11 protein-coding genes are annotated in these 12,704 nt (G+C 72.1%); all 11 read right to left on the bottom strand.

Features of this window, described 5'->3' with window-relative positions:
* Window positions 1–7 precede the first annotated feature (7 nt).
* Genes nuoL through ACIPN7_RS04315 form a run of 11 tightly spaced genes read right to left on the bottom strand, consistent with a single transcriptional unit; the run spans window position 8 to window position 12,693 of the window.
* A complete protein-coding gene (gene nuoL, locus ACIPN7_RS04365; protein ID WP_400538336.1) occupies window positions 8–1,948 on the bottom strand; it encodes an NADH-quinone oxidoreductase subunit L in 1,941 nt (646 codons plus the stop codon).
* A gap of 12 nt (window positions 1,949–1,960) precedes the next feature.
* Window positions 1,961–2,260, bottom strand: a complete 300-nt coding sequence (nuoK, locus tag ACIPN7_RS04360; protein ID WP_285100873.1) for an NADH-quinone oxidoreductase subunit NuoK — start codon at window positions 2,258–2,260, stop codon at window positions 1,961–1,963.
* Window positions 2,260–3,084, bottom strand: a complete 825-nt coding sequence (locus tag ACIPN7_RS04355) for an NADH-quinone oxidoreductase subunit J (protein WP_400538334.1) — start codon at window positions 3,082–3,084, stop codon at window positions 2,260–2,262. The genes nuoK and ACIPN7_RS04355 overlap by 1 nt, the downstream gene beginning before the upstream one ends.
* The gene (gene nuoI / locus ACIPN7_RS04350) at window positions 3,081–3,920 is read right to left on the bottom strand and encodes an NADH-quinone oxidoreductase subunit NuoI (protein ID WP_400538331.1); all 840 of its coding nucleotides are present in this window, start codon (window positions 3,918–3,920) and stop codon (window positions 3,081–3,083) included. Before nuoI ends, ACIPN7_RS04355 begins: the two co-directional genes overlap by 4 nt.
* Entirely contained in the window at window positions 3,913–5,208 is a 1,296-nt protein-coding gene (gene nuoH, locus ACIPN7_RS04345; protein ID WP_400538329.1) for an NADH-quinone oxidoreductase subunit NuoH, read from the bottom strand. Before nuoH ends, nuoI begins: the two co-directional genes overlap by 8 nt.
* Complete coding sequence (locus ACIPN7_RS04340; protein ID WP_400538327.1) at window positions 5,205–7,841, bottom strand: NADH-quinone oxidoreductase subunit G; 2,637 nt, start codon at window positions 7,839–7,841, stop codon at window positions 5,205–5,207. The genes nuoH and ACIPN7_RS04340 overlap by 4 nt, the downstream gene beginning before the upstream one ends.
* Window positions 7,838–9,184, bottom strand: coding sequence for an NADH-quinone oxidoreductase subunit NuoF (gene nuoF / locus ACIPN7_RS04335; protein ID WP_400538324.1), 1,347 nt, complete (start codon window positions 9,182–9,184; stop codon window positions 7,838–7,840). Before nuoF ends, ACIPN7_RS04340 begins: the two co-directional genes overlap by 4 nt.
* Window positions 9,181–10,014 (bottom strand): NADH-quinone oxidoreductase subunit NuoE, encoded by an 834-nt coding sequence (nuoE, locus tag ACIPN7_RS04330; protein ID WP_400538321.1) that lies wholly within the window; start codon window positions 10,012–10,014, stop codon window positions 9,181–9,183. Before nuoE ends, nuoF begins: the two co-directional genes overlap by 4 nt.
* A complete protein-coding gene (locus tag ACIPN7_RS04325) occupies window positions 10,011–11,381 on the bottom strand; it encodes an NADH-quinone oxidoreductase subunit D (protein ID WP_400538319.1) in 1,371 nt (456 codons plus the stop codon). The genes nuoE and ACIPN7_RS04325 overlap by 4 nt, the downstream gene beginning before the upstream one ends.
* Window positions 11,378–12,145 (bottom strand): NADH-quinone oxidoreductase subunit C, encoded by a 768-nt coding sequence (locus tag ACIPN7_RS04320; RefSeq protein ID WP_400538317.1) that lies wholly within the window; start codon window positions 12,143–12,145, stop codon window positions 11,378–11,380. Before ACIPN7_RS04320 ends, ACIPN7_RS04325 begins: the two co-directional genes overlap by 4 nt.
* A complete protein-coding gene (locus ACIPN7_RS04315; protein ID WP_020016037.1) occupies window positions 12,142–12,693 on the bottom strand; it encodes an NADH-quinone oxidoreductase subunit B family protein in 552 nt (183 codons plus the stop codon). The genes ACIPN7_RS04320 and ACIPN7_RS04315 overlap by 4 nt, the downstream gene beginning before the upstream one ends.
* Between the last annotated feature and the right edge of the window lie 11 nt (window positions 12,694–12,704).

Genomic DNA, 12,704 nt, shown 5'->3' with positions numbered 1-12,704 from the left:
CCTCCGATCACTGGGCACCACCGAGGCCCACGACGAGCCAGGCGACGACGGCGATCACGAGGACGCCGCCCGCCATGCCCGCCGCGTACGAGCGGACGTACCCGGTCTGCGCCTTGCGGAACACGCCGCCGAACCACGACACCGCCTGCGGCAGCACGCCCCAGCCCCGGTCGACGACGTCGCGGTCGCCCACCTGGACCACGCGGGCCAGGCCGTAGGCGGGCCGCACGACGAGCGTCTCGTTGGCGGCGTCCTGGTACAGGTCCTTGCGGGCGGCCCGCGTCAGCGCGGAGCCGCGCGGCGCCTCCTCGGGGACGAGCTGGACCGCGTACATCCGGAACGCGAGCAGCGCCCCGAGCACCACGACCACGAGGGTGGCGGTGATGATGAGCCAGACCGGCAGCACGGGCTCGTGGTGCTCGGCGTGCCCGACCACGGGCTCCAGCCAGGTGGTGAACGTGCCGCCGATGCCGAGCACGAGGCCCAGCGCGGCGGAGCCGACGCCGAGGAACACCAGGGGCCACCACATGAGCGGCGAGCCCTCGTGCGGGTGCTGGCCCTCGGTCCAGCGCGGACGGCGTCCGCCGAACGTCATGAAGAACAGGCGCGTCATGTAGAAGGCGGTGATCGCCGCGCCGAGCACCGCGACCGTGCCGAACACCCAGGCCCGCCACGGCTGCCCCTCGACCGGGATGAACGCGGCCTCGATGATGCCGTCCTTGCTCCAGAAGCCGGAGAACGGCGGGATCCCGAGGATCGCCAGCCAGCCCAGGCCCATCGTGATCCAGGTGATGGGCAGGAACCGCGACAGCCCGCCGAAGCGCCGCATGTCGGTCTGGTCGCCCATCGCGTGCATCACGGAGCCGGCGCCGAGGAACAGCCCCGCCTTGAAGAAGCCGTGCGTGAGCAGGTGGAAGATCGCGAACGCGTACCCGGCCGGGCCGAGGCCCGCGGCGAGCATCATGTAGCCGATCTGCGACATCGTGGAGGCGGCCAGCGCCTTCTTGATGTCGTCCTTGGCGCAGCCGACGACCGCCCCGAACAGGAGGGTCACCGCGCCGACCAGCACCACGACGAGCTGCGCCGTCGGGGCCGCCTCGAGGATCGCGCCGGAGCGCACCATGAGGTAGACGCCGGCGGTAACCATCGTGGCGGCGTGGATGAGCGCGGAGACCGGCGTCGGGCCGGCCATGGCGTCACCCAGCCAGGCCTGCAGCGGGAACTGCGCCGACTTGCCGCACGCCGCCAGGAGCAGGCAGAGCCCGATCGCGGTGGCCGTGGCCTGGGACATCGAGCCGACGGAGTCGTCGGACAGCGCGGTGCCGAAGTCCAGGGCGCCCGCGTGGGCGAACAGCAGCGCCATCGCCGCGATGAGCCCCATGTCGCCGATGCGGTTCATGACGAACGCCTTCTTGGCCGCCACCGCGTTCTCGCGGGCGGAGGGCCGCCCTGTGTCCCAGAACCCGATGAGCAGGTAGGACGCGAGACCCACGCCCTCCCAGCCCACGAAGAGCAGGAGGTAGGAGTCGGCCAGGACGAGCGTGAGCATCGCCGCCACGAACAGGTTCAGGTACGCGAAGAACCGGCGCCGGTGCGGGTCGTGGTCCATGTAGGCCACGGAGTACACGTGGATGAGCGTGCCCACGAAGGTCACGAGCATCACGAAGGTCAGGGACAGGGGGTCCAGCCGGAGGCCGAGGTCCACGTCCAGCCCGCCCGCGGACAGCCAGGTCCACAGGTGGTGGTCCACGGAGCGACCCTCGGCGGGGGTGCCGATCATGCGGAACATCAGGATGAAGGCCACGACCCCGGAGGCGGCCGAGGCCGCGACCCCGAGCCAGTGGCCCCAGCGGTCGATGGACCTCCTGCCCAGCACCACGGGCCACAGCAGCAGGATCGCCGCGCCGATCAGCGGGGAGCCGATCAGCCAGGGGGCAAGCCCGATCACGTCGTTCACTCTCTACCCCCGGAGCAGGTTGACGTCGTCGACCGAGGCCGAGCGGCGGGTGCGGAAGATCGTCACGATGATGGCGAGGCCGACGACGACCTCGGCGGCGGCGACGACCATGACGAAGAAGGCGAGCACCTGGCCGGTCAGGTCACCGTGCATCCTCGCGAAGGTGACGAAGGCGAGGTTGGTCGCGTTGAGCATGAGCTCGACGCCCATGAACACGACGATCGCGTTGCGGCGCAGCAGCACGGTCGTGGCCCCGACGGCGAAGAGCACGGCGGCCAGGACCACGTAGTTGGTGATGTCCATCAGGCCTCTCCCTCGGTGGTCCGGGCCTCGGACGTGCCGGCGTCACGGGTACGGACGTCGACCAGCTCGGTGCCCGGCGCGTGCGGGGCCGCCTTCTCCTGGCCGCGGATGCGCAGCACCCGCGAGACCGACTGCGGCACCTGCTCGCCGTCGGGCCCGAGCGCCGGCGTGTCCATGGCGTTGGAGGTGGCGTAGACGCCCGGCGACGGCAGCGGCGTGAGCACGACGCCCTCGGGCAGCGCCCGGATGCGTGCGTCCGCGACCGCCCGCTGGTCCTGCTTGGGGGTGAGCCGACGGCGGTGCGTGAGCACGAGCGCGCCGACGGCCGCCGTGACCAGCAGGACGCCCACGGCCTCCATGGCCAGCACGTAGTCGCCGAACAGCACGCGGGCCAGGGCCTGCGGGTTGGCGACACCGCCCGGGTCTCCCCCGGCCAGCCCGACGGCGGGCGGGAACGCGGCGCGCGCCACGACGCCGCCCAGGATCACCGCGAGGCCGATCCCGATGAGCAGGCCCATCCAGCGCTGCCCGCGGATGGTCTCCGTGAGCGAGTCGGACGCGTCCACGCCGACGAGCATCAGCACGAACAGGAACAGCATCATCACGGCGCCCGTGTACACGACCACCTGCACGACGCCGAGGAACGGCGCCTCCTGCGCGATGTACAGGATCGCCATGCTGACCATGACGAACACGAGGCACATCGCCGCGTGCACGGCCCGCTTGACGAACAGCAGGCCCAGCGCGGCGAGCACCATGAGCGGCGCGACCACCCAGAACAGGACGGTCTCGCCGGTCGAGATCTCCAGGACGGCGGGGGTCATGCCGTCACCCCCGGACGGCCGGAGCCGGCCGCGTCGCTCGCCAGGACCCGCACCGAGCCGACCGAGGCCGCGCCCGCGGACCGCTCGGCGGCACCGGGGCCCTCCTCCGGCCGCAGCTCGTGCTGCCGCTGGGTGGGCGCGGGCGCCTTGCCCGACGCCGCGGCGTCCGCGGCGTCCAGCGTCTCGTCGTCCGGCCGGTGCTCGCGGACCCAGTCGACCTGCGCCGCCGTCGGGCCCAGCACGTCGCCGCTGTAGTAGTCGGTGTCCGTGGTGCCCTCCACCATGGGGTGGGGCGCCGCGAGCATGCCCTCGGCCAGCGGGGCCAGCAGGTCCTGCTTCTCGTAGATCATGCCCGCGCGCGTCTTGCCGGCGAGCTCGAAGTCGTTGGTCATGGTCAGCGCCCGCGTGGGGCAGGCCTCGATGCACAGCCCGCAGAAGATGCAGCGCAGGTAGTTGATCTGGTAGACGCCGCCGTACCGCTCGCCGGGGCTCATGTGCGCGCCCTGGGAGTCGTCCGCGTTGACCTGGAGGCCGGCGTTCTCCGGCAGGGCCGCGTTCGACGCGCCCTCCACGTAGATCGCGTCCGCCGGGCACGCCCACGCGCACAGCTCGCAGCCGATGCACTTCTCCAGCCCGTCGGCGTACCGGTTGAGCTGGTGGCGGCCGTGGAAGCGGCGCTGGGTCGGCACCTTCTCGCGGGGGTACTGCTCCGTGACTGTGGGCCTGAACATCGACGACAGCGTCACGCCGAAGCCCGCGACGGGAGCGAACAGCTCCCCGATGGGTCCCGGCTGCGGCCGCAGGGGCTGGTACTCGTCCGTGTCTCGCTTACTCACCGTGGACCTCCTTTCCGAACCGCTTGGACGGGGGCAGCTTCTCGCCGGGCAGCGGCGGCACCGGGAACCCGCCGGCGAACGCGTCGACGGGCTCCTTGTCCCGGCCGCCCGGCGGCGCCTCCTTCTTCTCCGGCCAGAACCACATGACCGCGATGAAGACGACGGCGGCCCCGATGATCACGGGGATGAACTGCTGGAAGGACATGCCCTGCACGCGCTGCAGCCACTGCACGACGGCGAGCACGACGACCCAGGTCAGCGCGACCGGGATGAGCACCTTCCAGCCGAAGACCATGAACTGGTCGTAGCGCAGGCGCAGCAGCGTGCCGCGCACCCACACGAAGAAGAACATGACGGCCCAGAGCTTCACGAGGAACCAGAGGATGGGCAGCCAGCCCTCGTTCAGCGCGCCGCCCAGGAACCCGTCGGGCACCGGTGCCCGCCAGCCGCCCAGGAAGAGCGTGACGCAGACCGCCGAGACGTTGAGCATGTTGATGTACTCCGCCAGGAAGAACCAGGCGAACTTCATCGACGAGTACTCGGTCATGTAGCCGGAGACGAGCTCGCCCTCGGCCTCGGGCAGGTCGAACGGGAGGCGGTTGGTCTCGCCGATCATCGAGATCACGTAGATCACGAAGGCCGGCGCGAGCGGGATGAACCACCAGATCTGCGTCTGGCTGGACACGATCTGCGACGTCGACATCGACCCCGACATGATGAACACGCTCACCAGCGACAGGCCCATCGCGAGCTCGTAGCTGATCACCTGCGCCGTGGACCGGACCGAGCCGAGCAGCGGGTAGGTGGAGCCGGAGGCCCAGCCGCCGAGCACGATGCCGTAGACGCCGAGCGCCGCGGCGGCCAGCACGTACAGCACCGCCACCGGGAAGTCGGTGAGCTGTGCCGGCGTGGTCCAGTCGGTCCACGGGAACGGCAGGCTCGGCCCGAACGGGATCACGGCGAACACGAGGAGCGAGCAGAACACCGAGATCATCGGCGCCAGCAGGTACACGAACCGGTCGGCCCGCGTGACCGTCATGTCCTCCTTGAGCAGCAGCTTCATGGCGTCCGCGAGCGACTGGAGCAGGCCGGCCGGCCCGTGCCAGTTGGGCCCGGGACGCACCTGCATGCGCGCCACGACCTTGCGCTCGAACCAGATGGCGAAGAGCACGCTGGTCAGCAGGAAGACCACGATCAGCACGGCCTTGACGATCGAGGCCCAGATGGTCTCCTGCGAGAAGTCGGCGGCGACGCCGGGCGCGGCCTCGGCCAGCAGCACCGGGTTCATCGGGCATCTCCTTCCGAGCCGTGGAACGTGCGGGCCGCCGTGGTGACCCGGACGTCCGCCACGTGGGGGCTGACGCCGACGAGGTCGCCCGCGGACGCGCCGAGGGTCTCGTGCACGCGGCAGCCGGCGGAGGCCAGCGGCAGCCAGACCACGCCGTCGACCATCCGGTCGGTCACCGCCGCGGGCACCCGGACGGAGCCGCGCGCCGTGCTGACGATGATCGTCGCGCCGTCGGACACCCCGAAGCCGCTCGCCGTGGCGGCGGACATCCGGGCCACGGGCTGCTTGGCCGTGCCGGCGAGGAACTGCTCGCCGTCCTGGCCGCTGCCCGCGTCGAGCTGGAGCCGCCAGGTGGCGAGCACCGCCTGACCCGGCCCGACGGTGGGCGGGGCGGTCAGGACGTCGCTCTCCAGCGCGACCTGCTCGCCCTCCCACGCGCCCTGGGTCAGGGCGATCGCGAGGTGGGCCTCGGCGGGCGAGCCCGCCTGCAGGTCCACGCCGAGCTGCTGGGCCAGCACGTGCAGCACGCGGTGGTCGGGCAGGGCGCTCGACTCGAGCGCGGCGCCGAAGGACCGCACGCGGCCCTCCCAGTTCCAGTACGAGCCGGCGCGCTCCACGGGCGGTGCGACCGGGAGCACGACGTCGGCCCGCTCGGTCACCTCCGAGGCCCGCACCTCCAGGCTCACGACGAACCCGCCGCGGGCCTGCGTCGCGTCGAGCGCCGCGCGGGCCGCCGCCGGGTCGGGCAGGTCGGCGAGCTCGACGCCGCCGAGCACCGCGCCACCCAGGGCACCCGAGGCGAGCGCCGCGAGGATGCCCGCGGTGTCGCGCCCCGGGGTGGCCGGGAGCTCGGCGCCCCAGGCCTGGGCGACCTGGGCGCGCGCCGCGGCGTCGGCGACCGGGCGACCGCCCGGCAGCAGGTCCGGCAGCAGGCCGGCCTCGACGCCGCCGCGCTCGCCCGCACGGCGGGGGATCCACGCGAGCCGCGCGCCCGTCGCCTCGGCGAGCCCGAGGGCCGCGGTGTAGGCGCCGGGCGAGCCCGCGAGGCGCTCGCCCACGAGGATCACGGCGCCCGGCCGGGCCAGGGCGCTCGTGTCGATGTCGGACGTCGGCGCGTCGGCCGGGAGCAGGCCGCCGGCCAGGCTGGTGGTCAGGCTGGTCAGCCACTCGGCCTCGGTGCCTGGGGCCGCCGGGAGCAGCGTGCCGTCCAGGCGGGTCAGGCCTCGGGTGGCGTAGGGCGCGATCGAGAAGACCTTGGTGCCGGCCTTGCCCTGGGCGCCCTTGCGCAGCCGCAGGAACGTGACGCCCGCCTCCTCCTCGGCCTCCAGGCCGACGAGCAGCACCGCGGGCGCCTTCTCGAGGTCACCGAACGTGACGCCGATGCCGGAGCCCGCCACGACGCGGGCCAGGAACGCGGCCTCCTCGGCGGAGTGCACGCGCACCCGCTGGTCCACGTCGTTGGTGCCGAGCGCCGTCCGGGCGAACCGGGACCAGGCGAACGCGTCCTCGACGGTGAGGCGGCCGCCCGGCAGCACGCCGACGCCGCCGTTCTCGCGCGCCGCGGCCAGACCGGCCGCCGCGATCTCCAGGGCCTCGACCCAGGACGCGGGGCGCAGCTCGCCGTTCTCGCGCACCAGCGGGGTGGTGACGCGGTCCGGCGCGGACTGCCACGTGAACGCGAAACGGTCCTTGTCGGTGATCCACTCCTCGTTGACCACCGGGTCCTCGCCCGACATCCGGCGCAGCACCTGGCCGCGGCGGTGGTCGATGCGGATCGCGGAACCGCACGCGTCGTGCTCGGCGATGCTCGGGGTGCTGACCAGGTCGAACGGCCGCGACCGGAACCGGTAGCCCGCGCCGGTCAGCGCGCCCACCGGGCAGATCTGCACCGTGTTGCCCGAGTAGTAGGAGGAGAAGGGCCGCCCGGACGTGTCCGTGGTGGCCTCCCCGATCGGGCGGTCCACGGGGCCGGTGCTCGACTCGGCCCCGGCGAACCCGAGCACGTCCTCGTCGTAGCGGCCGATCTGCTGGTGTGCGCCGCGGTCCTGCAGCGCGATGAACGCGTCGCCCGCGATCTCCTCGCTGAACCGGGTGCAGCGCTGGCACAGCACGCAGCGCTCGCGGTCCAGCAGGATCTGCGTGGACAGCGCGATCGGCTTGGGGAAGGTGCGCTTGACGTCGGTGAACCGCGTCTCGGGCCGCCCGTTGCTCATCGCCTGGTTCTGCAGGGGGCACTCGCCGCCCTTGTCGCAGACCGGGCAGTCCAGCGGGTGGTTCATGAGCAGCAGCTCCATGACCCCCTGCTGCGCCTTGTCGGCGACGGCGGACGTGTGCTGCGTCTTGACCACCATGCCGGGCGCGACCGTCATGGTGCAGGACGCCTGCGGCTTCGGCATGGGCCGCACGTTGCCCTCGCGGTCCGGCATGGCCACCTCGACGAGGCACTGCCGGCACGCGCCGGCGGGCGCCAGGAGCGGGTGGTCGCAGAACCGCGGGATCTGGATGCCGGCCTGCTCGGCGGCCCGGATGATCAGCGTGCCCTTCGGGACGCTCACCTCGGTGCCGTCGATGGTGAAGGTGACGAGCTCGACCGGGGCCGCCTCGGTCTGGGGGTTGTTCGTGGTGACGGTCATCGGTGACCTCCCGCGCCGGCGCCCGTGAGGGCGCCCGGTGTCCGTGTCTTGGGGGTGTACGGGAACAGCGCCGACGCGCTCGGGTCGAACGGGCAGCCATGGCCGTCGATGTGCGCCTGGTACTCGGCGCGGAAGTACTGGATGCTCGACGTGACGGGCGAGACCGCGCCGTCGCCCAGCGCGCAGAACGCCTTGCCGAGGATGTTGTCGCACAGGTCGACCAGGAGCTCCAGGTCGCCGTCCTGCCCCTCGCCGGCCTCGATGCGGCGCAGCACCTGCTTGAGCCAGTAGGTGCCCTCCCGGCACGGCGTGCACTTGCCGCACGACTCGTGCGCGTAGAAGTCGATCCAGCGGGACACGGCCCGGACCACGCACACCGTCTCGTCGAAGATCTGCAGCGCGCGCGTGCCGAGCATCGACCCCGCGGCGCCCACCGACTCGTAGTCGAGCGGGGTGTCGAGGTGGTCCTGCGTGAAGATCGGCGTGGACGACCCGCCGGGGGTCCAGAACTTCAGCTCGTGCCCGGCCCGGATGCCGCCCGACAGGTCGAGCAGCTCGCGCAGCGTGATGCCGAGCGGGGCCTCGTACTGGCCGGGCCGGGTGACGTGCCCCGACAGCGAGAACAGGCCGTGGCCCTGCGACTTCTCGGTGCCCATCGAGGAGAACCAGTCGGCGCCCCGGGCGACGATGCCGGGCACCGACGCGATGGACTCCACGTTGTTGACCACGGTGGGCCGCGCGTACAGGCCGGCGACGGCGGGGAACGGCGGCTTGAGCCGCGGCTGGCCGCGCAGGCCCTCCAGGGAGTCGAGCAGCGCCGTCTCCTCGCCGCAGATGTAGGCGCCCGCGCCTGCGTGCACCGTGACGTCGAGGTCGAAGCCCGTGCCCTGGATGTTCTTGCCCAGGTAGCCCGCCTTGTACGCCTCCTCGACGGCGTTCAGCAGCCGCCGGTAGACGTGCAGCACCTCGCCGCGCACGTAGATGAACGCGTGGTCGCAGCCGATCGCGTAGCTCGTGATCGCCACGCCCTCGATGAGGTGCTGCGGGCTGGCGAGCATGAGCGGGATGTCCTTGCAGGTGCCCGGCTCGGACTCGTCGGCGTTGACGACCAGGTACCGCGGGCCGCCGTCGGGCGGGGGCAGGAAGCCCCACTTCATGCCCGTGGGGAAGCCCGCGCCGCCGCGGCCGCGCAGACCGGAGTCCTTGACCGCCTGGACCAGCGCACCCGGCTCCATGGTCAGCGCCTTCTTGAGCCCGGCGTAGCCGCCGTTGCGCTCGTACGTGGCCAGCCGCCAGGAGCGGTCCTTGTCCCACGTGTCGGTGAGTACCGGTGTGAGGTTCACTTCGCGTCCTCCCCGGGCTTCTTGTCCTTGCCGACCTCGGTGTCGGACGACGTGGCGGGCTGGCGCTCGGCCGAGGAGCCGGGCGTGCCGACCGGCGGGCTGGTCTGCCCCGCGGCCGCGACGTCCGCCCCGCCGTCGGCGGCGGGCGCGTCCGGCGCCGTCCAGCCGCGCTCGCGGGCGATCGCGAGCCCGGCCAGGGTCGGCTCGCCCGCGCCCACGCCCTCGTCGGCGCGGCCGTCGGGGAACCCGGCCAGGATGCGGCTCATCTGCTTGAACGAGCAGACGGAGGCGGCGCCGCGGGTGGGGACGACGTCGTCACCGAGGCGCAGCTGGTCCGCGAGCGCCGTGGCGGTCTCGGGCGTCTGGTTGTCGAAGAACTCCCAGTTGACCATCACGACGGGTGCGTAGTCGCAGGCGGCGTTGCACTCGATGCGCTCCAGCGTGATGGCGCCGTCGTCGGTGGTCTCGTCGTGGCCCACGCCGAGGTGGTCGCTGAGCTCGTCGAAGATGGCGTCGCCGCCCATGACGGCGCACAGCGTGTTGGTGCACACGCCCACGGTGTACTTCCCGTTGGGGTGGCGCTTGTACTGGGTGTAGAAGGTGGCGACGGCGGAGACCTCGGCGGCCGTGATGCCGAGCGTCTCGGCACAGAACAGGATGCCGTCGCGGCTCACGTACCCGTCGACCGACTGCACGAGGTGCAGCATCGGCAGCAGGCCGGACCGGGGGTCCGGGTAACGGGCCATGATCGCCGTGGCGTCGGCGGTCAGGGCTGCGACGGTCTCGGCGTCGTAGCCGGTCTTCGTGGCCGCCTGCGGGTCTGCGGTCATCGGTCCACACCTCCCAGCACGGGGTCCAGGGACGCGACGGCGACGACGACGTCGGCCACCTGGCCGCCCTCGCACATCACCGACGTGGCCTGGAGGTTGTTGAACGAGGGGTCGCGGAAGTGCGCGCGGTAGGGGCGGGTGCCGCCGTCGGAGACGACGTGCACGCCGAGCTCGCCCCGCGGGTGCTCCACGGTCTGCCAGGCCTGGCCGACGGGGACGCGGAAGCCCTCGGTGACCAGCTTGAAGTGGTGGATCAGGGCCTCCATGGAGGTGCCCATGATCTTCTTGATGTGCTCCAGCGAGTTGCCCTGGCCGTCGCCGCCGACGGAGAGCTGGGCGGGCCACGCGATCTTCTTGTCGGCGACCATGACGGGCTCGCCCTCGGTGCGGTCGAGCCGCTCCAGGGCCTGCTCGACGATCTTCAGCGACTGGTAGCACTCCTCGACGCGGAGCACGACGCGGTCGTAGCAGTCGGCGCCCTTCGAGGTGGGGATGTCGAAGTCGTAGGTCTCGTAGCCGCAGTACGGGTTGTTCTTGCGGACGTCGTACGGCAGGCCCGTGGAGCGCAGCACCGGTCCGGTCACGGCGAGCGCCATGCACCCGGAGAGGTTCAGCACGCCGACGTTCGTCAGCCGGGCCTTGAAGATCGGGTTGGCGAGCATGAGGTCGCCGAGCTGCTTGAGGTAGCCGCGCACGTTCTTCAGCGCCGCTCGGGCCTGGGCGGTGAAGCCCTCGGGCGTGTCCACCGCGACCCCGCCGGGGCGGATGTAGGCGTGGTTCATGCGCAGGCCGGTCACGGCCTCGAAGAGGCGCAGGATCTCCTCGCGGGCGGTGAACCCGATGGTCATCACCGTGGTGGCGCCCATCTCGTTGCCGCCGGTGCCGAGGCAGACCAGGTGGGAGGCGATCCGGTTGAGCTCCATCATCAGGACCCGGATCACGGAGGCGCGCTCCGGGATGTCGTCCGTGATGCCGAGGAGCTTCTCGACCGCGAGGCAGTACGCGGCCTCCTGGAACAGGGGCGCCACGTAGTCCATGCGGGTGCAGAACGTGGTGCCCTGCGTCCAAGTGCGGAACTCCATGTTCTTCTCGATGCCCGTGTGCAGGTAGCCGATGCCGGCCCGGGCCTCGGTGACGGTCTCGCCGTCGATCTCCAGCATGAGGCGCAGCACGCCGTGCGTGGACGGGTGCTGGGGACCCATGTTGACGACGATCCGCTCCTCGCCGATCGCCTCGCGCGCGATGTCGTCCCAGTCGCCGTCGCCGTACGCCTCGAAGGCGCGCACGGTGGACGACATGTCCTCGTTCCCGGCGGGGCGCGTCGCGTGCGGGGCGGGCGGCGGCCTGTGGTCCGTGGGAGCGCTCATGAGTAGCTCCTCCTCGTGTCCGGCGGGGGCACCGTGGCGCCCTTGTACTCGACGGGGATGCCGCCGAGCGGGTAGTCCTTGCGCTGCGGGTGGCCCACCCAGTCGTCCGGCATCTCGATGCGGGTCAGGGCGGGGTGGCCGTCGAAGACGATCCCGAAGAAGTCGTAGGTCTCGCGCTCGTGCCAGTCGTTGGACGGGTACACGAACGTGGTCGACGGGATGTGCGGGTACTCGTCGGGCGCCGCGACCTCCAGCCGCAGCCGGCGCGAGTGCGTGATCGAGGCCAGGTGGTAGACGGCGTGCAGCTCCCGGCCCGCGTCGTGCGGGTAGTGGACGCCGCTGACCCCGAGCGACAGCTCGAACCGCAGGTCCTGGTCGTCGCGCAGCGCCTGGCAGACGGCGGCGACGTGCTCGCGGGCCACGTGGATCGTCAGCTCCGCCTGCTGCGCGTCCGCGCTCGCGGCGCCGTGCAGGTCCACGACCACCTTCTCGACCGCCTGGTCGAAGGTGGGCCCACCGGTCCGCGCGGCGTCCTCCAGCACCTCGGCCAGGACGTCGACCACCTGGTCGAACCAGCTCCCGTACGGGCGGGGGGACGCCGCGGGCATCGCGACGGGCGTGACCAGGCCACCGTAGCCGGACGTGTCGCCCGAGCCCTGGGCGCCGAACATGCCCTTCTTGACCTCGACCACCTCGAAGGTGGCCGCCCCCTCCGGGGGCGTCAGGGCCGAGCCCTGGTCGCCGCCCGGCGTCACGTCGCTCATCGCAGCAGGCCCTTCATCTCGAAGGTCGGCGTGGCCTCCATCGCGGCCGCCTCGGCGGCGCGCGCGGCCTCGACCCGGTTCACGCCGAGCGGCGCGTTCTGGATGTGGTCGTGCAGCCCGAGGATCGCGTTGATCAGCATCTCCGGGCGCGGCGGGCAGCCGGGCAGGTAGATGTCGACCGGGACCACGTGGTCCACGCCCTGCACGATCGCGTAGTTGTTGAACATCCCGCCCGACGACGCGCACACACCCATGGAGAGCACCCACTTGGGCTCGCTCATCTGGTCGTACACCTGGCGCACCACCGGGGCCATCTTCTGGCTCACCCGGCCGGCCACGATCATCAGGTCGGCCTGGCGCGGCGACGCACGGAACACCTCCATGCCGAACCGCGACAGGTCGAACCGCGACGCGCCCGCCGCCATCATCTCGATGGCGCAGCAGGCCAGGCCGAACGTCACCGGCCACACCGAGGCCTTGCGCAGGTACCCCGCGAGGTCCTCGATCGTCGTCAGCAGGAACCCTGACGGCGCTTCCTCGACACCCATGTCCCCTCCTC

Origin of the sequence: Promicromonospora sp. NPDC090134, from assembly GCF_044746965.1 — a bacterium.
Classification (GTDB): Bacteria; Actinomycetota; Actinomycetes; order Actinomycetales; family Cellulomonadaceae; genus Promicromonospora.
Note: the sequence above shows the minus strand (reverse complement) of the source record. Positions and strands in the feature narration are given on the sequence as shown.